The organism is Streptomyces sp. NPDC102402 (assembly GCF_044765765.1).
Classification (GTDB): Bacteria; Actinomycetota; Actinomycetes; order Streptomycetales; family Streptomycetaceae; genus Streptomyces.
The window spans coordinates 173940-195497 of the sequence record NZ_JBIWKR010000003.1; the positions used below are offsets into that span (position 1 = coordinate 173940).

Here is a 21558-nt window from a genome sequence, read left to right on the forward strand (position 1 = left end):
ATCATCACGGCTCCGGGCACTTTCAGGGCCAACAGGGCATATCCGCACCATCGGTCTCTTTCATTACCAGGGTGTGGAAGTCGCCATGTATGCGCTGTGGGATTCCGCTGGAATTCCGGATTCCGTGAACCGGCCCGCGCGGTCGTACTGCTGGGCCTGGCGCTGCTGCTTCTCCTGCTCGGCTTTCTGCTTCTCCAGCGTGTGCTGCAGGAAGGACCATCCGACGCACCCCGCGCACATCACGGCGGCGATGGCGATTCCCGCGAATACCTTCCCGAGCCGCTCGTCGGCGGTCCGCCGCGCTCGTTGCGCGCCGAACAGCAGGGCGTCGCGCATTCTGCGTCGGCGTACTCCCACCGACTCCAGTAGCTGGCTGTCGTAATCCCTTGCCATGGGTCGTCCGTCGCCTCGGTCGCTCGTAGCGTCAGTCGGTCGCCTGAAACATATGGCACGGGTGAACGGGAGCTCCACCTCAGGGTGGGCCGGAGGCGGGTGGCCGCCCGCCGGGAGGCCGTCGGAGCGTGAGCGGCGGCCTGGTGGCGCACTCGGACGGGCAAGGGATGCACCGGTCGGTGACCGAGGTGATCGGCCGGGGCGCCGCGGTGGAGTGCCCGGCCGGTCGCGAGGCCGGACCGGGTGGGGGGCCGTCACCCGGAATTCACATCGACGGCCTTCGAACATCGTTACGCTGCACCGCAGTTGCCGAGATTCACGGAGGCGCGGGGTGGGGGAGCCGACATTCGGAGTCCTGGGGCCGCTCCAGGTGAAGGCGCACGGTGTCCCGGTGCGGCTGGGCGGGGCCAAGCCCCGGGCCGTACTGGCGACCCTGCTGCTCCAGCCGAACGGCTTCGTCTCGCTGGACCTGCTGACGGAGGTCCTCTGGCCGGGCGGGGCCCCGCGGTCCGCCGTCGCCAACGTGCGCACCTACGTCCGGACGTTACGGAGGCTGCTGCCGCCCGCTGCGGTCGACGGACTCCGTACCGAGCCCTCCGGCTACTCGCTGGACGTCGCACCCGGCGAGGTGGACCTGCCGCTCTTCGAGCAGCGGCTCGCGGCGGCCCGCGCCGACCGCGACCGCGGCGAGGACGCCGCCGCGCTGCGGGGCTACGAATCTGCCCTGGGGCTGTGGCGGGGCGGGGTGCTCCAGGACGTGCCCTCCAGCGTGGTGTGGGACCCGGCCATCACGCGCGCGGACGGGCTTCGGTCGGTCGCCGCCGACGAGTGCCTGGAGCTGCGGCTCCGGCTCGGGGACTACGCCCACCTGGTCTCCGGACTGCGGTCGCGACTGGCCGAGAGCCCGCTGCGGGAGGACCTGTGGCGGATGCTCGTGCACGCGCTGCACGACGCGGGCCGCGGCGCCGAGGCGCGGTCCGCGTACGCCGAGGCGGAGCGGGTGATCGCCGCCGAGCTCGGCATCGAACCGGGCGCGTCACTGCGGGCCATCGGCGCGGAGGTCAACGGCTACGCCGGCCGGCGCCGCACGGCGACGCCCGCTCCCGTCTGCCAGCTGCCGATGGACATCCCCGACTTCACCGGCCGGGCCGTCGAGGTCGCCGACCTGGAGGAGTTGCTGTCCACCGCGGGACGGCAGCCGGTGGTCGCGGCGGTGTCCGGACCGCCGGGGGCCGGGAAGTCCACGCTGGCCGTCCATGTCGCCCACCGGGTGCGTGACTCCTTTCCCGACGGTCAGCTCTTCGTCGACCTCGCCGGGACGAGCGAGTGCCCCCGTGAGCCGGCTGACGTCCTGGCGGAGATGCTGCGCGGCCTCGGGGTCATCGACAGCGCGATACCCGGCGAGACGGGTGAGCGCGCCGCGATGTTCCGTTCTCGTCTGGCCCAGCGGCGATTCCTCGTCGTACTCGACGACGCCCGGGACAGCGCGCAGGTGAGCCCCCTGCTCCCGGGCACCGGCGGCTCGGCGGTGCTGGTCAGCTCGCGGCGGCGGATGCCCGGGCTGCCGGCGCACGCCTGCCCGCTCGGGCTGATGCGGCACGACGACGCCCGCGCCCTGTTCGGCGCCATCGTCGGCGCCGACCGGCTGCGGCGGGAGGGCGCCGACGCCGACCGCGTCCTGGCCGAGTGCGGATCGCTTCCGCTGGCGGTGCGGATCGCGGCCGCACGCCTGGTGAACCGGCCCGGATGGAGCGTCGGCACCCTGGCCGACTCGCTGCGCGACGAGCGCGGGCGCCTGGGTGCGGTGCGCTCCGGTGAGCTGGAGGTGCGCGCCAGTGCCGAGCTCAGCTACCGCCATCTGTCCGAGCCCGCCGCCCACGCCTTCCGTGCGTTCGGCGACCTGCCCGACGACGCCGTCCCGGGCTGGCTCGTCGGCGTCGCGACGGGCGGCGACGACGAGGCGGCCGGGGGACTGGAGGCCCTGCTCGACGAGCACCTCGTCGAAGTCGTGGGCAGGGACGAGCTCGGTCTGAACCGCTACCGGATGCACGACCTGCTGCGTTCCTACGCCCGGGAGCTGGCCCTGACGGAGAACCAGGAGACCCGGCTCCGGCGCCGCCTCCGGGTCATCGACGCCCTGATTTCCCTCGCCCGCTCCGCCAACGCCGCCATGCCCACCCGCTTCCTCGGGGTCCTGGGCGAACCCGGCGAGCCCTGCCTGCCGGACGGACCGGCGCGCGCTGTCGCCCCCATGGTGCGCGCCCGGCCGGTGGACTGGTTCGAGAGCGAGCACCGCAACCTCGTCGCCGCCGTCGACGCCGCCGTCCGGCTCGGGCGGACCGGCCGTGCGGCCGACCTCGCGATCGAACTGGCGGGCTTCTTCGACATGCGCGGCTACTACGGGGACTGGCTGCGCACCCACCGGCTCGTCCTCGACGCCATGCCGCGTCACGACGACGCCCGGGCGGCGGCCCTGCTGCGCAACCTCGGCCAGCTGCACCTCTACCAGGACCGGTACGCGGACGCCCTCGCGTCGTTCGACCGGGCCCGTGCCCTCTTCGCCGAGCTGGGCCACCCGACGGGGGAGGCGGTCGCTGCGGTGGGCTCCGGCTCGGTCCACCGGATCGTGGGGGATCTCGGCACCGCACTCGGGACGTTCACCGACGCGCTCCGGGACTTCGCGGCGGCCGGTGACCGGCACGGAGAGGCGGTGGCACGCAACGCGATCGCCTCCGTCTGGCTGGAGCGCGAGGACCCGGAGACCGCGGCCGGCTGGCTGCGCGGCGCCCTGGAGCTGTCCCGCGCCGTCGGGGACCGGCACCGCGAGGCACAGGTGCGCCGCAGGGTCGCCGTGCTGCACGAGCTGCGTGGCGAACCGCGGGCGGCGCGGGGCGAACTCGAGCGTGCCCTCGGCATCTTCGACGAACTGGCCGACCTGCACTGCGCGGCCTACGTGCAGCAGAGCATCGCCGAACTGTGCCTGCGCCAAGGCGACGCCGGTGAGGCGTCGGCGCTGCTGATCGGGGCACTCGCCGTGCAGCAGCGGCTCGGGGACCGCCGCGCGGAGGCCCGGGTGGCGTGCCTGCTGGGCGAGCTGCACGACGCGACCGGCCGCAAGCAGACCGCCCGGCACTACTTCCGCCGCTCCCTGGCGACCTGGCACCGGCTGGACGTACCCGTCGAGGCGGGACGGGTGGACGCCAAACTCCGCTCTATGCGCTGAGCGGCGGCGGAGACAGGTGCGGGTGCGACCGCCGTCGCACCCGCACCTGGCACAGGGGGTCATCGGATGCCGGTCGGTCAGCCCGCCGGCACCCGGCGGCGCGTCAGCATCTGTTGGTGCTGACCTGGTTGCGCTTGAGGTAGTCGTTCCACGTCACGCCCTGGACGACCGCGACGACGACCGCTCCGTTCAGCTTCTGCTCGTAGTGGAGGTGGGGCGAGAGGTCGTAGAGGGCGGACGTGTTGCCGACCTCGCCGATCTTCTGGCCCACGTTCACCGGGTCGCCGGCCTGCACGGAACGGGTCCGCAGATGGGCGTACCGCGTCTGCCAGCCGCCTCCGTGGCCGATGACGACGGTGTTCCCGTAGCCGGCGCCCGTCGAGTAGTACGACTCGAGGACCGTGCCCCCCGCGCTGGCGAACACCCGGCGGCCGGTGTCGTCCGGGTTGCCGTTCGCGTCGTAGTGGTTCCAGTCGATCGAGTGCGCGGGACTGTGCCCCGACCAGTTGCTGCCGAGCCACGTCTGATTGCACTCGAACGGCATCTTGAAGGCGGGCCGGGCGGCCACGGCGGCCTCCGTGGCGTCCACGACCGGCGCCGCGACAGCGACCGGTCCGGTGACCATGACGGCCGCGACCGCGCTCAGGGTGGTCAGGGTGCGGCGGACATTCCTCTGCATGGTTCTCCCCTTGTCGTCGGGTGACACGGGGATTCAAGGAGGCGGGCATACACAGCGGATACATTCCGTCCGTCGCCGCGCATACGGGCGGGACGCACGCCGCGCGGACCGGTACCCGCACGCGCCGGGAGCACGGCGCCCGCGCACGCGAGCGCGGCGTCCGCGCCCGTGCACGCGGGCGCGGCGCCTATGCGCGGACGCGCAGGGCGAACCACAGCTCCGTGCGTACGTCCATGTCGTCCAGGTCCACGTCCAGCAGCGCGGCGCACCGGGCGATGCGCTGGCGGACCGTGTTGCGGTGGACCTGGAGCGCCACAGCCGTGCGGTCCCAGCTGCCGTGGAGGCTCAGCCAGCACCGCAGGGTCTCCGCCAGGGGGTGCGTGAGCGGGGCCAGCAGGGTGCGGGCGTGTGCCTCGGCCCGGTCGGCGGGGACGAGGCCGGCCAGGCCTCCGACGCCGGGGCGGTGTGTACTCAGCGGCCTGCGGGTCGCCTCCGCGTGGCCCAGGGCGCGGGACGCCTGCGCGTCGGCGCCGGGCAGGGAGGCGACGGGGGCCGGCTCCGAGACACCGAGGGTCCAGCCGGGCTGCGGGGGCACCTCACGGTGGCCGGGAAGCAGCACCCGCACGGTCCTGCGGTCCGTGTCGGACAGGGCGGAGCCCAGAGCCGCGCCGAGGGCCCCGGCGTTCAGAGGGTCCGCCGGCGCGCCGTCGGCGCGGCGGGCGTGGACCACCGTCCAGGAGTCGCCGTCGTCCAGCAGCGGGGCCACGTCCTGCGGGGACGCGCCGAGCAGCAGGCGGACGAGCGCCGCGGACCGGCCCGCGGCGTCGGCGCCCTGGTGCGGTGCGGTGAGCAGGGAGAGCAGGACGACGGCGATCCCCGCGACGGTGTGGTCGCCGGCGTCGCGGCGGGGCGTCGCCAGTGCGAGGGCCAGCCCCTGCCCGCCGGCGAGCGCGTAGGCGAAGAGGTGGGTGCCGCCCCGGGTGTCGGTCGCCGACGACGGACTCGGCTTGCGGCCGGGGGCGGGGCCCGTGCCGCCGGAGAGCGCGGGGCCCGTGCCTCCGGGGGGCGCGGTGGGCGACACCACCCGGGCCAGCCGGGCCAGTGCCGTCTGTACATCCGGTGCCGTACGCCCGCCGGCCGCGTGCAGCACCCCGCCGTCCGCGGTGAGGAGCGCGACCCGGCCCTCCAGCTGCACGGCGAGCTGGCGCAGCACCGCGGGCACCGGGTCCGGGCGGGCCGCCGCCGTCGCCAGGGCCTGCTGGGCCCGCGTCACCCGGCGCAGTTCGCGGTGGCGGGCCTCGGCCATGAGCCGCCACACCGCGCGGGCGACCGCGGCGAAGGGAGTCTCGGGCGCCACCTCCAGCAGCGGCAGCCCGTGCCGGTCGCACGCCTCGACCAGGGCGGCCGGCACCGTGTCGTGCACCGGAGCCACCCCGAAGCCGAGCGCCGACGCACCCGCCTGGACGATCCGGGCCACATAGGTGTCCGGGTCCCTGAGCTGGACGCCGGCGGTCAGCAGCAGCTCTCCGCCGAGCAGATACGGATAGGGGTCGGCCATCTCCGAGGTGTGCACCCACAGCAGGTCCGCGTGGTCGGGACCGGCGATCCGGCGCAGCCCCAGCTCCTCCAGGCCCAGCAGTGCGGCGAGGGCGATGGGCGGGGCGGGAGGCCCGGCGGGGGAGTCCGGCATGGACGGTCCATCCATTCGTCGGGTCGAGGATGGAGGAAACGTACACTTCAGCGTCGGCTTCCGGCCACCTAGCGTCTTCACCGACCTGTTGAACGTGTGGAACGGAGGGAAGCCCATGGCTGTCGACTACGCCGTGATCGTCGTCTACCTGCTCGGCATGCTCGCCATGGGCTGGTGGGGCATGCGCCGCGCCAAGTCCAAGAGCGAGTTCCTGGTCGCCGGGCGCCGCCTCGGCCCCTGGATGTACTCCGGCACCATGGCCGCCATCGTCCTCGGCGGCGCCTCGACGATCGGCGGCGTGGGCCTCGGCTACCAGTACGGGCTCTCCGGCGCCTGGATGGTCTTCACGATCGGCCTCGGGCTGCTCGCCCTGTCCGTCTTCTTCTCCGCCCGCATCGCCCGGCTGAAGGTCTACACCGTCTCCGAGATGCTCGACCTGCGCTACGGCGGGCGGGCCGGTGTCATCTCCGGCGTCGTCATGTGGGCGTACACGCTGATGCTGGCGGTCACGTCGACCATCGCGTACGCCACCATCTTCGACGTCCTGTTCGACGTGAACCGGACCGTGGCGATCATCCTGGGCGGCACCATCGTCGTCGCCTACTCGACGCTCGGCGGCATGTGGTCGATCACGATCACCGACATGGTGCAGTTCGTCGTCAAGACCATCGGCGTCCTGCTGCTGCTCCTGCCGATCGCCGTCGTCAAGGCCGGCGGCTTCAGCGAGATGAAGGCGAAGCTGCCCACGGAGTACTTCGACCCGCTGGGCATCGGCGGCGAGACGATCTTCACGTACGTCCTGATCTACACGTTCGGCATGCTGATCGGCCAGGACATCTGGCAGCGCGTGTTCACCGCCCGCAACGACACCACGGCCCGCTGGGGCGGCACCGTCGCCGGAACCTACTGCCTGGTGTACGCCGTCGCCGGCGCCGTCATCGGCACGGCGGCCAAGGTGATGTACCCGACGCTGCCCAGCGCGGACGCGGCCTTCGCGACGATCGTGAAGGACGAACTCCCGGTCGGCGTGCGAGGACTGGTGCTGGCCGCCGCGCTCGCCGCGGTGATGTCCACCTCCTCCGGCGCCCTGATCGCCTGCGCGACCGTGGCCAACAACGACATCTGGTCGCGGCTGCGGGGCGTGGTCTCCAAGGAAGGCGGCGAGGAGCGGGACGAGGTGAAGGGCAACCGGGCCTTCATCCTCATCATGGGCGTCGCGGTCATCGTGATCGCCATCGCGCTCAACAACGTCGTCGAGGCACTGACCGTCGCCTACAACCTCCTGGTCGGCGGGCTGCTGGTGCCGATCCTCGGCGGCCTGCTCTGGCGCCGGGGCACGGCGGCGGGAGCCCTGGCCGCCGTGGCCGTCGGCGGCGTCGCGGTGATCGGGCTCATGGCGGGATACGGCATCCTCGCCAACGAGCCGGTCTACTACGGGCTGATCGCCTCACTCGCGGTGTACGTCGTCGTCTCCCTGGCGACGAAGCCGACCGACCCCGCCGTGCTCACCGCCTGGCGCGAGCGGCTGGCCGGGCGGGGGGCCGAGGACCCCGCCGAACCGGACCCGGTGGCCGTCTGACCAGCCGGTACCGGCTCCCTGAGAGACTCAACAGCGTATGAACGCCCACAAGGCGTGCATGGTTCAACGAAAGGCACCCGCACCCATGAGCAGCAACGAAGCGCCGCGCGGCCCCGTCGACTCCTCCCGCGTCCCGCGGTACGCCGGACCCGCGACGTTCGCCCGGCTGCCGCGGCTCGACGAGGTCGGCACCGCCGACGTCGCCGTCGTCGGCGTGCCCTTCGACAGCGGCGTCTCCTACCGGCCCGGCGCCCGCTTCGGCGGTAACGCGATCCGGGAGGCCTCGCGCCTCCTGCGCCCCTACAACCCGGCGCAGGACGCCTCCCCCTTCGCCCTCGCGCAGGTCGCCGACGCGGGTGACATCGCCGCCAACCCGTTCAACATCAACGAGGCCGTCGAGACCGTCGAGGCCGCCGCCGACGACCTGCTCTCCACCGGCGCCCGGCTGATGACGCTCGGCGGCGACCACACCATCGCGCTGCCGCTGCTGCGCTCCGTCGCCAAGAAGCACGGCCCCGTCGCCCTGCTCCACTTCGACGCCCACCTGGACACCTGGGACACCTACTTCGGCGCCGAGTACACCCACGGCACCCCGTTCCGCCGGGCCGTCGAGGAGGGCATCCTCGACACGGAGGCGCTGTCCCACGTCGGCACCCGCGGCCCGCTGTACGGCAAGCAGGACCTCACCGACGACGCCAAGATGGGCTTCGGCATCGTCACCTCGGCCGACGTCATGCGGCGCGGCGTCGACGAGATCGCCGACCAGCTGCGGCAGCGCATCGGTGACCGGCCGCTCTACATCTCCATCGACATCGACGTGCTCGACCCGGCGCACGCCCCCGGCACGGGGACCCCCGAGGCCGGCGGTCTCACCTCGCGCGAGCTTCTGGAGATCCTGCGCGGGCTCTCCTCCTGCAACCTCGTCTCGGCCGACCTCGTCGAGGTCGCCCCGGCGTACGATCACGCGGAGATCACGTCCGTCGCCGCCTCGCACACGGCGTACGAGCTGACGACGATCATGTCCCGCCAGATCGCGGAGGGCCGTACCAAGTGAGTCACGACCACGACGACCGGCCGCAGCTCACCCCGGCGCAGGCGGAGGCGGCACTCGCACCCCCGGCCGGCCGCAACGGCGGCGACCTGGTCGTCGAGACCCTCCAGGGACTCGGCGCCACCACCGTCTTCGGGCTGCCCGGCCAGCACGCGCTCGGCATGTTCGACGCGCTGCGCCGCTCCTCGCTCTCGTACGTCGGGCTGCGCGTCGAGAACAACGCGGGCTTCGCCGCCGACGCCTACGGGAGGATCACCGGCGAGGTGGCGCCCCTGCTGCTCTCCACCGGTCCGGGTGCCCTGACCTCCCTGGCGGCGCTCCAGGAGGCCGCCGCCGCGTCGGCGCCCGTCCTGGCGATCTCCAGCCAGATCCCCACCGCCGGCCTCGGCGGCGGACGCCACGGCTACCTGCACGAGCTCCGCGACCAGAAGGCGTCCTTCCGCGACATCGTGAAATCCGTGCACACCGTGCGCACGGCCTCGCAGGTGCCGTCCGCGATCGCCGCCGCCTGGGAGTCCGCGCTGACCGCCCCGCACGGGCCGGTCTGGGTCGAGATCCCGCAGGACGTGCTGCTCGCCGAGACCGTCCTGCCCGTGGTCAGCGCGCTGGACGCCACTCCCCGCGAGCTGTACCCGCGCCCGGAGCTGACCGTCGCCGCCGCCCACCTGCTGTCGAAGGCCGAACGCCCGGTGATCATCGCGGGCGGCGGGGTCGTGCGCTCCGACGCGGCCGGCAAGCTGCTCGCACTCGCGGAGAAGATCGACGCCCCCGTCGTCACCACCTTCGGCGGCAAGGGAGCCTTCCCCTGGGAGCACCCGCTGTCGCTCCAGTCATGGCTGGAGGACCGCTGGACCACGGACTTCCTGGAGTCCGCCGACGTCCTGCTGGTCGTCGGCTCGGGGCTGGGGGAGCTCTCCTCGAACTACCACACGTTCGCCCCGCGCGGCCGTGTCATCCAGATCGAGGCCGACGCCGGGAAGCTGGAGTCCAACCACCCCGCGCTCGGCATCCACTCCGACGCCCGCGAGGCGCTCGCCGACCTCCTGGAGGCGGTGGAGCCCCGCGAGGACGCCACGGCGGCGGAGCGGGTCCGGGAACTGCTGGAGCGGGTCCGCGAGCGGATCTCGGCCCAGGACCTCACGCTGGAGCAGCGGGTGATCGCCTCCGTCCGCGAGGCGCTGCCCGACACCGCGCCCAGCTTCTGGGACATGACGATCCTCGCCTACTGGGCGTGGTCGGCCTTCGACGCCCGTCATCCGAACACGATGCACTCGGCACAGGGCGCGGGCGGTCTCGGCTACGGCTTCCCGGCGGCGATCGGCGCGGCCGCCGCCGACCGGACCAGGCCGGTGCTCGCGGTCTCCGGTGACGGCGGCGCGATGTACTCGATCGCCGAGCTCGCCACCGTGCGGCAGTACGACCTGCCCGTCACCTGGCTGATCGTCGACGACGGGGGTTACGGCATCCTGCGGGAGTACATGACGGGCGCCTTCGGCGAGGCCACGGCGACCGAGCTCTCCCGCCCGGACTTCGTCGCCCTCGCCGAGTCCTTCGGAGTCCCCGCGGTCCGTACGACCCCGGAGACCCTGGCGGCCGACCTCGGCAAGGCCCTCGCGGCCCCCGGCCCGTCGGTGGTGGTGCTCCCCGCGCTGCTCAGGATGTTCGAGCCGACGCACCTGTAAGGGGGACGAGGCGGCCGGCCCCCGGTCCGGCCGCCCCCGCTCACCCGGCCTTGCCGATCGTGGCCTCCTGCGCCGTGCGGCCCTCGTGGAAGCGGTCCCGCAACACGGTGTCGCGCAGCGAGCCCGGCAGGCCCCTTCCTGAGGGCAGCAGGTCCGGGAGCGACCGGAACACCACGGCGGCGGGAGCGCCCTGCCCCCTGTTCCTGGCCCCCAGCAGGTACTTCCCGGCCAGGTGGAGGTGCTCGGTCAGGTGCTTCGACGGCTCCAGGGCGAGCTTCCTCAGGACCTCGGGCCTGCCGAGCGAGTGGTGCTCGCCCTCGCCCAGTCGCTGCAGCTCCGCCAGTGCCGCGTACAGCCGGCCGCAGAGGTGGGCCTCCGCCTTCAGGTCGTTCGCCATCGCCTGCCCCGTTCCCTCGGTCCCGGTATGTGCGTGTACATCCGTACCCCGGAGGTCGTAGGACCACCCGCCTCCCTTCTCCGCCCATCGGCCGGGAATCATTGCGGAAGGATGAAATCCGCATCCGGCGGCGTTGGGGACATGCGGTAGGCAAGGCGGGGCGACGGGGACATCAGGAGGCACGGGTGGCGGGCGCGGAACAGCAGGGCACGGAGCAACAGGGGTGGGGCAGGCGGCTGAGCGGATACGCCTGGCGCTACCGCCGGAACGTCGTGCTGGCCCTGGGGTCCTCCCTCGCGGGCATGGGCGTGATGGCGCTCGTCCCGCTCATCACCAAGGTGATCATCGACGACGTCGTCGGCAGCCACACCCGCTCCCTCGGCGTGTGGACGGGCCTGCTCATCGGCGCGGCCGTGATCGTCTACGCCGCCACCTTCATCCGCCGCTACTACGGCGGACGGCTCGCCCTCGACGTCCAGCACGACCTGCGGACCGAGATGTACGGCACGCTCACCCGGCTCGACGGCAAGCGGCAGGACGAGCTCTCCACCGGTCAGGTCGTCGGGCGTGCCACCAGCGACCTGCAGCTGATCCAGGGGCTCCTCTTCATGCTCCCGATGACCATCGGGAACATCCTGCTCTTCCTCATCTCCCTGGTGATCATGGCGTGGCTCTCGCTGCCCCTGACCCTCGTCGCCCTCGCCGTCGCCCCCGCCCTCTGGTTCATCGCCCGCCGCTCCAAGGCCCGGCTCTTCCCCGCCACCTGGTACGCGCAGAGCCAGGCCGCGGCCGTGGCCGGCGTGGTCGACGGCGCCGTCTCCGGGGTCCGGGTCGTCAAGGGGTTCGGCCAGGAGGAGCAGGAGACCGGCAAGCTCCGCGAGGTCAGCCGCAGGCTCTTCGCCGGCCGGCTGCGCACCATCCGGCTGAACTCCCGCTACACCCCGGCGCTCCAGGCCGTCCCCGCGCTCGGCCAGGTCGCGATGCTGGCCCTCGGCGGCTGGCTCGCCACCCGGGGCGAGATCACGCTCGGCACGTTCGTCGCCTTCTCCACCTACCTCGCCCAGCTCGTCGGCCCGGTCAGGATGCTCGCCATGGTCCTCACCGTCGGCCAGCAGGCCAGGGCCGGTGTCGAGCGCGTCCTGGAGCTGATCGACACCGAGCCGTCCATGCAGGACGGCACCAAGAGGCTTCCGGCCGACGCCCCCGCGAGCGTCGAGTTCGACGACGTCCGCTTCGGCTACGCCGAGGAGCGCCCCGTCCTCGACGGGTTCTCCCTCACCATCGAGCCGGGCGAGACCGTGGCCGTCGTCGGAGCCTCCGGCAGCGGCAAGTCCACCGTCTCGCTCCTGCTGCCCCGCTTCTACGACGTGTCCCACGGCGCCGTCCTGGTCGGCGGCCACGACGTCCGGGAACTGACCCAGGACTCGCTGCGGGCCGCCATCGGCCTCGTACCGGAGGACAGCTTCCTCTTCTCCGAGTCCGTCGGCGCCAACATCGCCTACGGCTACCCGGGCGCCACCCAGGAACAGATCGAGCGGGCCGCGCGCGCCGCCCAGGCGCACGGTTTCATCTCCGCGCTGCCCGAGGGGTACGACACCAAGGTCGGCGAGCACGGGCTCACCCTCTCCGGCGGGCAGCGCCAGCGCGTCGCGCTCGCCCGCGCCCTCCTCACCGACCCCCGGCTGCTGCTGCTCGACGACGCCACCTCCGCCGTCGACGCCCGCGTCGAACACGAGATCCACGAGGTCCTCGCCCAGGTCATGGAGGGCCGCACCACCCTGCTGATAGCCCACCGCCGGTCCACCCTCGGTCTCGCCGACCGCATCGCCGTCCTCGACCAGGGACGGCTCGCCGACATCGGCACGCACGCCGAGCTGGAGCGCCGCTCGGCGCTCTACCGGCGGCTGCTCACCGACCCGGACGAGATGGGCGGCACCTCTCCCGGACATCAGCCGCGGACGGTCCCGGCCATCGAGGACGACCGGGCGCTCCAGGAGGAGCTGGACGCCGATTTCGACGCCGAGGCCGGTGTCACCCCCGGGCTGTGGATCCGCAAGGAGGAGCAGCGCGACGCGGCCGCCGCCGGCATGCCCGCGACCCCCGAGCTCCTCGCCCAGGTCGACGCGTTGCCCCCCGCCACCGACGCCCCCGCCATCGACGAGGCGAGCGCGGTGCGCCCGGAGAAGTCGTACGGCCTGCGCAGGCTGCTGCACGGCTTCGGGCTCCCCCTGCTGGTGAGCCTGGGGCTGGTGGCCGTCGACGCCGGCATGGGACTGCTCCTGCCCGTACTGATCCGGCACGGGATCGACGACGGGGTCACCAAGATGGCGCTCGGCGCCGTCTGGGCGGCGGCAGCCCTCGGCCTGCTCGCCGTCCTCGTGCAGTGGGCGGCCCAGATCGGGGAGACCCGGATGACGGGCCGCACCGGCGAACGAGTCCTGTACTCCCTGCGCCTCAAGATCTTCGCGCAGCTCCAGCGGCTCGGCCTCGACTACTACGAGCGCGAGCTGACCGGCCGGATCATGACCCGGATGACGACGGACGTCGACGCGCTGTCCACGTTCCTCCAGACCGGCCTGGTCACCGCCTTCGTCTCCCTCGTGACCTTCTTCGGCATCACGGTCGTGCTGCTCGTCCTCGACGTCCAGCTGGCCCTGGTCGTCTTCGCCACCCTGCCGCCGCTGATCGTCGGCACGTTCTTCTTCCGCCGCAAGAGCGTCAAGGCGTACGAGCTCGCGCGGACACGCATCAGCGTCGTCAACGCCGACCTCCAGGAGTCCGTCTCCGGGCTGCGGATCGTGCAGGCGTTCCGGCGCGAGCGCGACGGGGCCGAGCGCTTCGCGGCGCGCAGCGACCACTACCGCCAGGCCAGGGTGCGCGGGCAGTGGCTGATCTCCGTCTACTTCCCCTTCGTGCAGCTGCTCGCGTCGGTCGCGGCGGCCGCCGTGCTGATCGTCGGCGCCGGCCGCGTCGACGACGGCACCCTGACCACCGGCGCGCTGGTCGCCTACCTGCTCTACATCGACCTGTTCTTCGCCCCCGTGCAGCAGCTGTCCCAGGTCTTCGACGGCTACCAGCAGGCCACCGTCTCCCTCGGCCGGATCCAGGAACTCCTGCGGGAGCCGACCTCCACGGCCGACCACGACGAGCCGCAGGACGTGACGTCGCTGCGCGGCGAGATCGCGTTCGAGGACGTGTCGTTCGCCTACACCGGTGAGGAGGAGGCCCTCACCGGCATCGACCTGCGGATCCCGGCAGGCCAGACGGTCGCCTTCGTCGGCGAGACGGGGGCGGGCAAGTCCACACTGGTCAAGCTCGTCGCCCGCTTCTACGACCCGACGGGCGGGCGGGTCACCGCGGACGGCACGGATCTGCGCCGGCTCGACAGGACGGCGTACCGCCACCGGCTCGGAGTCGTGCCGCAGGAGGCGTACCTCTTCGAGGGGACGGTCCGCGACGCCATCGCCTACGGGCTGCCGGAGGCAAGCGACGCGCAGGTGGAGGCGGCGGCCAGGGCGGTCGGCGCGCACGACATGATCGCCACCCTGGAGGACGGCTACCTGCACGCGGTCGCCGAGCGGGGCCGCAACCTCTCCGCCGGTCAGCGCCAGCTGATCGCGCTGGCCCGCGCCGAGCTCGTCGACCCCGACATCCTGCTGCTCGACGAGGCGACCGCCTCACTCGACCTCGCCAGCGAGGCCCAGGTCAACCAGGCCACCGACCGGATCGCGGGGAAGCGCACCACGCTGGTGGTCGCCCACCGGCTGACGACGGCCGCACGCGCCGACCGGGTCGTGGTGATGGACCGGGGCCGGGTCGCCGAGGACGGCACGCACGACGAGCTGCTGGCCAGGGACGGCGCGTACGCCCGGCTGTGGCGCACCTTCATAGGGGAGGGCATAGGAGAGGACACCCCGGCGGGTGTCTGACCCCGTTCCGCAACCTGTAGGGCCCCTCCCTGCGTCGTACCCCCGTGCGTAAGTGTGTTCACTGGGGACAACGTGTTCGATGAAGCGGGCGGGGTGGATGGTGTGGCGGGACCACTGAGGTCATCGGGGCCGGCGAGGCGGCCGGGGCGGTCGGCAGGCAGGCGTACGGCGGTGGCGCTCCTCGTCCTGCCGCTGCTCGGGGCCCTCGGCCTCGTGATGGGCCCCGCCGGGTCGGCCCCGGCCCAGGCCGCGTCGGCCTGCTCCGGACGGCTGGTCAAGACGGTGACGTTCGCGGCCGGTTCACTGCGCGTCTACAAGAGCCGCGCCTACGCGTGCGCGGTCACCGTCGCCAAGAAGCCGGGGCCGCGCCGGACGATGCGGGTGTCGCTGCAGCCGCGGGGCGGACACGCGGTCGTCGACAGCGGGAAGTTCACCACCCTGGCCGGCCCGGTCACCGTGCACGCGCTCAACCGCTGTGTCCGTGCCTCGGGCGCGGTCGGTGGCTCTTCCGGCTCGACCGGATGGATCCTGTGCTGAGATGCGAGTGGGTCTGGCGTGGCAGGTGTTGCCCCCGCTAGGTTCACGGCGACTGTCGTGAATCAAGGGGAGGGTGCATGCGCAAGGCGCTCAGAGGCGTTCTGTCGCTCGCGGTGCTCATAGGCACAGTGAGTGCGACCGGGGCCTCGGCCGGTGCGGCCACCGCCGCGGAACCGGCCGCGAGGCAGAGCAGCTCGACCAGCAGCAGCGAGAGCAGCAGCGAGGACATCAAGGACCGCATCCTGGCCATCCCGGGGATGAGTCTGATCGAGGAGAAGCCTTACCCGGGCTACCGCTTCTTCGTCCTGAACTACACCCAGCCGGTCGACCACCGACGCCCCTCCGAGGGGACCTTCCAGCAGCGCGTCACGCTGCTGCACAAGGACACGTCCCGGCCCACCGTCTTCTTCACCAGCGGCTACAACGTCTCGACCAACCCCAGCCGCAGCGAGCCGACGCAGATCATCGACGGCAACCAGGTCTCCCTGGAGTACCGCTTCTTCACCCCGTCGCGCCCGGCCCCGGCCGACTGGTCGAAGCTCGACATCTGGCAGGCCGCCAGCGACCAGCACCGCGTCTTCACGGCGCTGAAGAAGATCTACTCCGAGAACTGGCTCACCACCGGCGGCTCCAAGGGCGGCATGACCGCCACCTACTTCGAGCGGTTCTACCCGAAGGACATGGACGGCGTCGTCGCCTATGTCGCCCCCAACGACGTGGTGAACAAGGAGGATTCGGCGTACGACCGGTTCTTCGCACGCGTCGGCACCAAGGAGTGCCGGGACCGGCTGAACGGTGTCCAGCGCGAGGCTCTCGTCCGCCGCGAGCCACTGGAGAAGAAGTACGAGGCGTACGCCGCGGAGAACGGCCTCACCTTCCGTACGGTCGGCACGCTCGACAAGGCGTACGAGGCCGTCGTCATGGACTACGTCTGGGCGTTCTGGCAGTACAGCCTCCTCGCCGACTGCGCGAGCATCCCGGCCGACGCGCCGAACGCCACCGACCAGGAGATCTGGGACTCCGTCGACGGCATCTCGGGCTTCTCCGCCTACGCCGACCAGGGCCTGGAGACCTACACCCCGTACTACTACCAGGCCGGCACCCAGCTCGGTTCGCCCGACATCAGGCAGCCCTGGCTCGGCAAGCTCAGCCGCTACGGCTACCAGCCGCCCCGGAACTTCGTCCCCCGCTCCATCCCGATGAGCTTCGACTCCTCGGCGATGCGGGACGTCGACCGCTGGGTGCGGAACAACGCCCGGCACATGCTGTACGTGTACGGCGAGAACGACCCCTGGGGTGCCGAACCCTTCCGCCTCGGCCACGGCGCCCGTGACAGCCACGTCTACACCGTGCCCGGCGGCAACCACGGCTCCAAGGTCGCCGGCCTCGTCGCCGACGAGAAGGCCGAGGCCACCGCGGCCATCCTCCGCTGGGCCGGGGTGGCGCCCGCGGCCGTCGAGGCCGACCCGGCGAAGGCGAAGCCCCTCGCGAAGTTCGACGCCCGTCTCGACAAGAGGGACGACGAACTCCAGCGGAACCGGGGCACGCTGCGGCCGTAACACGCCCCTCCGGCATGCGGGCTGTGCCCGCCGGGTGTTGTCCACACCCGGCGGGCACAGCCCACCCGCTTGTCCTAGGAGCGGTACGACAGTCCGTAGCCGACGGGGTACAGCGCCTGAGCGGGAGCGTCCGCCCGCTGCACCGGGACCGGGAGCCTTCCCTCCGGCCCGGTCCGGCCCGCGATCACCCGGGCGGCTGCCCGGAGTTCGACGTCGGTCCAGGAGTACGCGGCGAGGCTCGCGGTGAAGCCCGTCCCGGCCAGCTGGGCGATGTCGTACGGATTCCGGATCGCGAGCGTGATCACCGGCACGCCCGTCGCCGCGAGGGCGCTGACCAGGGTGCGCTGGGAACTGGTCGCCGTGACGTTGTACGTGCCCACGACCACCGCGTCCTTGCCCTCCGCAGCGGCCACCGCCTCCGCGATCTTCGCGGCGGTGGGGGCCGTCCCGGTGGGCAGCACGGTCGCCGCGTAGCCCAGCTCCTCGAAGGCCCCGGCGAGCGTGGTCGTCGGTGGGCCGGTCGTGCCGGAGGGGGAGGCGGGATCGGCCCCCACCACCAGGAGGTTCCTGTGCGACCGGCGGGAGAGCGGCAGCAGCGAGCCGGAGTTGGCCAGCAGCGTCGTCGTCCGCTCCGCGATCCGGTCGGCGGCGGCAAGGTGCGACCGGATGCCGACGGTGCGGTCGACGCCCCGGTGGGTGACGTAGGGATCGCGGAACAGCCCCAGCTTCGTCTTCAGCCGCAGGATGCGCAGGATCGATTCCTCGATGCGGGCCTCGCTGATCTCGCCGCCCTTCACCGCGTCGAGGACGGCGGTCCAGGCGACCTTGAGGTCCGGCGGGTTGAGCAGCTGGTCGACGCCGGCCAGCAGCGCGAGGACGGGGACGCGCGCGTCGCCGTACTTCGTGCGGACGCCCTCCATCCCGAGGGCGTCGGTGACCACGACGCCGTCGTAGCCGAGCTCCTCCCGCAGGATGCCGGTGAGGATCGGGTGCGACAGGGTGGCAGGGTCCTCCGACGGGTCCAGGGCGGGGACCACGATGTGCGCCGTCATGATCGAGTCGATGCCCGCGGCGACGGCCGCCCGGAAGGGCGGGGCGTCCAGCTCCACCCATTGCTCGCGGGTGTGGCTGATGACGGGCAGCCCGGTGTGGCTGTCGGTGCTGGTGTCCCCGTGGCCGGGGAAGTGCTTGGCGGTCGAGGCGACTCCGGCGCTCTGGTACCCCTTCACCTGTGCGGTGACCATGTCCGCGACCGAGTCCGGGTCGGAGCCGAAGGAGCGCACGCCGATGACCGGGTTGGCCGGGTTCACGTTGACGTCCGCGTCCGGCGCGTAGTTCTGGTTGATGCCCATGGCCGCCAGCTCGGCCCCGGCGATCCGGCCCGCCGTGCGCGCGTCGGTGCGTGAACCCCCCGCGCCCAGTGCCATCGCGCCCGGCAGCAGTGTCGCGGGCTCTCCGACCCGGCACACGATGCCGTGCTCCTGGTCCGTGGAGACGAGGAGCGGCAGGGGGGTGGGTCCGGCGAGCCCGGCACGCTGGATGCCGTTGGACAGGTCGGCGATCTGGTGCGGGTCGCGGGTGTTGTGCGCCCAGGCGAAGTAGATGATGCCGCCGACGTGGTACGTGGAGATCAGCTCGGCCGCGTCGCGGACCCCGATCTCGGCGAGGTTGGCGTCGATGTCCGCCTGGTCGGGCTCGGTGGCGGAGTGGCCGTACACCCGCATCACGAAGAGCTGGCCGACCTTCTCCTCCAGGCTCATCCGGGCGATGAGCCGCTTGAGGCGGCTGTCCGTGGACGTGCGGGCGGTGGCTGCCTGCGCGGTGCCGGGGAGGGCGGCGACGCCGGTGGCCGCGGCCACGGCCGTCGCCGCGGTGGCGGTGAGGAGGGTGCGTCTGGAGGTGCGGTGGTGCACGTGAGCCCCTTCCGGTGCTGAAAGAAACTTCCAAGAAGGTACGGATATATGGAAAGTAACTACCAGTCAAGAGGGCTGCCCGGGAACGGGGCGGCGGACGCGGGGCGACGGGCGGACATGCCCGGACATGGGGGCGGAGGTGCGGGCTCCCGGCCCGGCACGCCGAGGCGGCCCCGCGTCATCCGGCCTTCCGGAGCGCCTCGGCCGCACCCTGCAGTGCCGACACCGCCGCGATGATCGCGGGCCGCCGCGCCGCCTCCGTGCGCCACAGCGCGTAGAGCCGCCGTACCGGTACGGGGTCCAGCCGGACCGCGACCACCCCGGGCGGCAGCGGCCCACGGCCCAGCCGCGGGATCATCGCCACGCCGAGTCCGGCCGCGACCAGGGCCAGCTGGGTGTGGTTCTCCTCGGCCTGGTGCCGGATGTCCGGCTCGCACCCCGCCGCCCGCAGCGTCCGTACGAGCCAGTCGTGGCACACCGTGCCGGGCGGCTGGCACACCCAGCGCTCCTCGGCCAGCTCCTCCCGCCGCACCGCGTCCCGGCCGGCGAGCGCATGCCCCTGGGGGACCAGCAGGTCGCACCGGTCGTCACCGATCAACGCCTGGGCGACACCCTCCGGCGCGGGCAGCGGGGTGATGTCCCAGTCGTGGGCCACCGCGAGATCGACCACGCCCTTCGCCACCAGGTCGACCGAGAGGTGCGGATCGACCTCGGTGAGCCGCGCGTCCAGCGCCGGGTGCTCCCGCCCCAGCCGCGCCAGCACCCCCGGCAGCAGCCCGCGGGCCGCGGAGGCGAACGCGGCGATGGACAGCCGTCCCGTCGGCTGTCCCCTGCGCTGTTCGAGCACCGTCTCGGCCTGTTCCACGATCGCCAGCAACCGCTGTGCCGTGGAAGCCAGATGGATCGCCTCCTCGGTGAGCGCCACCCCGCGCCCACGCCGTTCGAGCAGCGTCGTGCGGGTCTCCCGCTCCAGCTTGGTGATCTGCTGCGAGACCGCCGAAGCGGTGTAGCCGAGCGCGGCCGCGGCGCCCGCGACCGAACCGTGGACGGACACGGCGTGCAGTGCGCGCAGCCGGGACAGGTCGAGCACCGGAACCCCCGGGCGTAGAGGAAGCGTGAGCAGCTCTTAATCCAACCATGAAGAAATCCGCGCTGGTGCTACATGGTCCCGGCGCCGGATGCTCGGTCCATGCGTCCCCTCCACATCGCCCTGGCCGCGCTGGTCGCCGCCGTCTGGGGCGTGAACTTCGTCGTCATCGAACTGGGCCTCGCCCACTTCCCGCCCCTGCTCTTCTCCGCCCTGCGCTTCCTCGTCGCCGCGCTGCCGGCCGTGTTCCTCGTCGGCCGGCCCACGGTGGCCTGGAAGTACATCGTTGGCGTCGGCCTCGCGCTGGGCGTGGCCAAGTTCGGACTGCTCTTCATCGGGATGGACCGGGGGATGCCCGCCGGGCTCTCCTCCCTCGTCCTCCAGGTCCAGGCCGTCTTCACCGCTCTGTTCGCGGCCCTGGCCCTCTCCGAACGGCCCGGCAGGAGGCGCGTCCTGGGGATGGGTGTCGCGCTCGCGGGCATCGGGGTGGCGGCCGTGGACGAGGGGGCGGGCGGGCCCGTGCTCGCCTTCGCGCTGGTGGTCCTGGCGGCCGCCTGCTGGGGCGTGTCCAACGTGATCACCCGCAAGGCCGCTCCACCCGACTCCCTCAACTTCATGGTGTGGGTCTCGACCGTCCCCGTGCTGCCGCTGCTCGGCCTCTCCCTGCTCATCGAGGGCTGGGACCGGGACGCCGAGGCCCTGGCCTCGCTCGACCGGACCGGCGCCGGCACCGTCGTCTACGTCGCCTGGATCTCGACCGTCTTCGGCTTCGGTGCCTGGGGCTTCCTGCTCCGCCACCACCCGGCCTCGTCGGTCGCCCCGTTCACCCTGCTCGTGCCCGTCTTCGGGATGTCCTCCGCCGCGCTCCTCCTCGGCGAGGAGGTCAGCCCGCTCCGGTGGTGCGCGGCGGCGCTGCTGGTCGGCGGGGTGGCCCTGACCTCCCTGGCCGGGCCCCGCCCCGCGCCGTCCGCACCGCTGCCGGAGACCCGGGCGGCGCGGGTCTGACCTACTGCTTCGGCGCGCCGAGCCGCAGCAGGTACTCACGGCCCGCGGCCAGCAGCTCCGGCAGGCCGGCCGCCTCCTCGTACCAGCGCTTCTCGTACTCCCAGCAGACCCACCCGTCGGAGACCGGCGTGTCCAGGCACTCCTTCAGCGGCAGGGTCCCGGCACCGAGTGCCAGCGGAGTGGTGTCCTCGGCCGACGCGATGTCCTTCACCTGGACGTAGCCCAGGTGCGGGGCCAGCACCGCGTGGGTGACCGCGGGCTCCTCGCCCGCCAGCCAGGTGTGCATCACGTCCCAGATCGCCCCGATCTGCCCGTGCCCGACCGTCCCCACGACCCGGGCCACATCGGCTCCGGCGCGGTGCGAGTCGTGGGTCTCGAGGAGGATCCGTACGCCCAGGTCGGCGGCGTGCGAGGCGGCCGCGCCCAGCCGCCGGGCGGCGGTCGCGTCCGCCTCCCCGGCGTCCTGGTCCCCGCCGCCGGGGAACACCCGGACGTACGGGGCCCCCAGGTCGCGGGCCAGCTCGACCAGCTCGGCGAGCGCCGCGAGCACCGGCTCGTCCTCGCCCTCCGCGGCGACCCTGACATACCCGGCGACGGTCAGGATCTCGACCCCGCCGCGCTTGAACTCCTCAACGACGGAGGCCCGTTCGAGCGCGGTGAGGCCGGGGTGGACCGGCTCCTCGGGATGGGCTCGCAGCTCCACCCCGTGGTACCCGTTCCCGGCGGCGAGCCGCACCACGTCCGCCACGGGCATGCCCGGAACTCCGAGGGTCGAGAAAGCGAGCTTCACGGTGTGTGTCCTTCCACAGGGGTCCGGCGCGGGAACCTCCCGGC

At 72.8% G+C, this 21558-nt stretch carries 15 protein-coding genes; 8 read left to right on the forward strand and 7 right to left on the reverse strand.

The window, feature by feature from the left end; all coding sequences use genetic code 11:
* Positions 1–63 precede the first annotated feature (63 nt).
* The gene (locus tag ACIRJR_RS10385) at positions 64–393 is read right to left on the reverse strand and encodes a hypothetical protein (protein WP_403776879.1); all 330 of its coding nucleotides are present in this window, start codon (positions 391–393) and stop codon (positions 64–66) included.
* Positions 394–724: 331 nt separating this feature from the next.
* Here ACIRJR_RS10385 and ACIRJR_RS10390 point away from each other — a divergent pair, with 331 nt between their 5' ends.
* Complete coding sequence (locus ACIRJR_RS10390; RefSeq protein WP_403776882.1) at positions 725–3616, forward strand: BTAD domain-containing putative transcriptional regulator; 2892 nt, start codon at positions 725–727, stop codon at positions 3614–3616.
* Positions 3617–3719: 103 nt separating this feature from the next.
* Here the strand turns inward: ACIRJR_RS10390 and ACIRJR_RS10395 are convergent, their stop codons facing one another.
* Together ACIRJR_RS10395 and ACIRJR_RS10400 are read right to left on the reverse strand one after the other, a co-directional pair.
* Positions 3720–4295 (reverse strand): M23 family metallopeptidase, encoded by a 576-nt coding sequence (locus ACIRJR_RS10395; protein ID WP_403776885.1) that lies wholly within the window; start codon positions 4293–4295, stop codon positions 3720–3722.
* 187 nt (positions 4296–4482) lie between these two features.
* Positions 4483–5985, reverse strand: coding sequence for a PucR family transcriptional regulator ligand-binding domain-containing protein (locus ACIRJR_RS10400; RefSeq protein WP_403776888.1), 1503 nt, complete (start codon positions 5983–5985; stop codon positions 4483–4485).
* Positions 5986–6100: 115 nt separating this feature from the next.
* Between ACIRJR_RS10400 and ACIRJR_RS10405 the strand changes: the two genes are divergently transcribed.
* The 3 genes from ACIRJR_RS10405 to ACIRJR_RS10415 all read left to right on the forward strand — a co-directional run bounded on the left by ACIRJR_RS10405 (position 6101) and on the right by ACIRJR_RS10415 (position 10297).
* Complete coding sequence (locus tag ACIRJR_RS10405; RefSeq protein WP_403776891.1) at positions 6101–7564, forward strand: sodium:solute symporter; 1464 nt, start codon at positions 6101–6103, stop codon at positions 7562–7564.
* Between the two features lie 85 nt (positions 7565–7649).
* Positions 7650–8618, forward strand: coding sequence for an agmatinase (gene speB, locus ACIRJR_RS10410; protein ID WP_403776894.1), 969 nt, complete (start codon positions 7650–7652; stop codon positions 8616–8618).
* Positions 8615–10297 (forward strand): thiamine pyrophosphate-binding protein, encoded by a 1683-nt coding sequence (locus ACIRJR_RS10415; protein ID WP_403776897.1) that lies wholly within the window; start codon positions 8615–8617, stop codon positions 10295–10297. The genes speB and ACIRJR_RS10415 overlap by 4 nt, the downstream gene beginning before the upstream one ends.
* Positions 10298–10337: 40 nt before the next feature.
* Here the strand turns inward: ACIRJR_RS10415 and ACIRJR_RS10420 are convergent, their stop codons facing one another.
* Positions 10338–10694 carry a hypothetical protein gene (locus tag ACIRJR_RS10420; protein ID WP_403776900.1) on the reverse strand — a complete coding sequence of 119 codons (357 nt, stop codon included), beginning with the start codon at positions 10692–10694 and terminating at the stop codon, positions 10338–10340.
* 185 nt (positions 10695–10879) lie between these two features.
* On the opposite strand from ACIRJR_RS10420, the gene ACIRJR_RS10425 reads away from it, so the two are divergent.
* The 3 genes from ACIRJR_RS10425 to ACIRJR_RS10435 all read left to right on the forward strand — a co-directional run bounded on the left by ACIRJR_RS10425 (position 10880) and on the right by ACIRJR_RS10435 (position 16719).
* Positions 10880–14623 carry an ABC transporter ATP-binding protein gene (locus ACIRJR_RS10425; protein WP_403776903.1) on the forward strand — a complete coding sequence of 1248 codons (3744 nt, stop codon included), beginning with the start codon at positions 10880–10882 and terminating at the stop codon, positions 14621–14623.
* A gap of 72 nt (positions 14624–14695) precedes the next feature.
* The gene (locus tag ACIRJR_RS10430; protein WP_403776906.1) at positions 14696–15160 is read left to right on the forward strand and encodes a hypothetical protein; all 465 of its coding nucleotides are present in this window, start codon (positions 14696–14698) and stop codon (positions 15158–15160) included.
* Between the two features lie 77 nt (positions 15161–15237).
* On the forward strand, positions 15238–16719 hold the full coding sequence (locus ACIRJR_RS10435) for a S28 family serine protease (RefSeq protein ID WP_403776909.1): 1482 nt from the start codon (positions 15238–15240) through the stop codon (positions 16717–16719).
* A 74-nt stretch (positions 16720–16793) separates the two neighbouring features.
* Here ACIRJR_RS10435 and ACIRJR_RS10440 read toward each other — a convergent pair whose 3' ends face one another.
* Positions 16794–18632 (reverse strand): glycoside hydrolase family 3 protein, encoded by a 1839-nt coding sequence (locus ACIRJR_RS10440; protein ID WP_403776912.1) that lies wholly within the window; start codon positions 18630–18632, stop codon positions 16794–16796.
* Between the two features lie 178 nt (positions 18633–18810).
* Positions 18811–19722, reverse strand: coding sequence for a LysR family transcriptional regulator (locus ACIRJR_RS10445; RefSeq protein ID WP_403776915.1), 912 nt, complete (start codon positions 19720–19722; stop codon positions 18811–18813).
* 99 nt (positions 19723–19821) lie between these two features.
* Between ACIRJR_RS10445 and ACIRJR_RS10450 the strand changes: the two genes are divergently transcribed.
* Positions 19822–20724 (forward strand): EamA family transporter, encoded by a 903-nt coding sequence (locus ACIRJR_RS10450; RefSeq protein ID WP_403776918.1) that lies wholly within the window; start codon positions 19822–19824, stop codon positions 20722–20724.
* A 1-nt stretch (position 20725) separates the two neighbouring features.
* On the opposite strand, the gene ACIRJR_RS10455 is transcribed toward ACIRJR_RS10450, so the two are convergent.
* Complete coding sequence (locus ACIRJR_RS10455; protein ID WP_403776921.1) at positions 20726–21514, reverse strand: sugar phosphate isomerase/epimerase family protein; 789 nt, start codon at positions 21512–21514, stop codon at positions 20726–20728.
* Positions 21515–21558 lie beyond the last annotated feature (44 nt).

Excerpts from the sequence above, each read along its gene's own strand:
- ACIRJR_RS10385 (WP_403776879.1), bottom strand. The coding sequence starts at position 393 with ATGGCAAGGGATTACGACAGCCAGCTACTGGAGTCGGTGGGAGTACGC.
- ACIRJR_RS10395 (WP_403776885.1), bottom strand. The coding sequence starts at position 4,295 with ATGCAGAGGAATGTCCGCCGCACCCTGACCACCCTGAGCGCGGTCGCG.
- ACIRJR_RS10400 (WP_403776888.1), bottom strand. The coding sequence starts at position 5,985 with ATGCCGGACTCCCCCGCCGGGCCTCCCGCCCCGCCCATCGCCCTCGCC.
- ACIRJR_RS10405 (WP_403776891.1), top strand. The coding sequence starts at position 6,101 with ATGGCTGTCGACTACGCCGTGATCGTCGTCTACCTGCTCGGCATGCTC.
- speB (WP_403776894.1), top strand. The coding sequence starts at position 7,650 with ATGAGCAGCAACGAAGCGCCGCGCGGCCCCGTCGACTCCTCCCGCGTC.
- ACIRJR_RS10420 (WP_403776900.1), bottom strand. The coding sequence starts at position 10,694 with ATGGCGAACGACCTGAAGGCGGAGGCCCACCTCTGCGGCCGGCTGTAC.
- ACIRJR_RS10435 (WP_403776909.1), top strand. The coding sequence starts at position 15,238 with ATGCGCAAGGCGCTCAGAGGCGTTCTGTCGCTCGCGGTGCTCATAGGC.
- ACIRJR_RS10450 (WP_403776918.1), top strand. The coding sequence starts at position 19,822 with ATGCGTCCCCTCCACATCGCCCTGGCCGCGCTGGTCGCCGCCGTCTGG.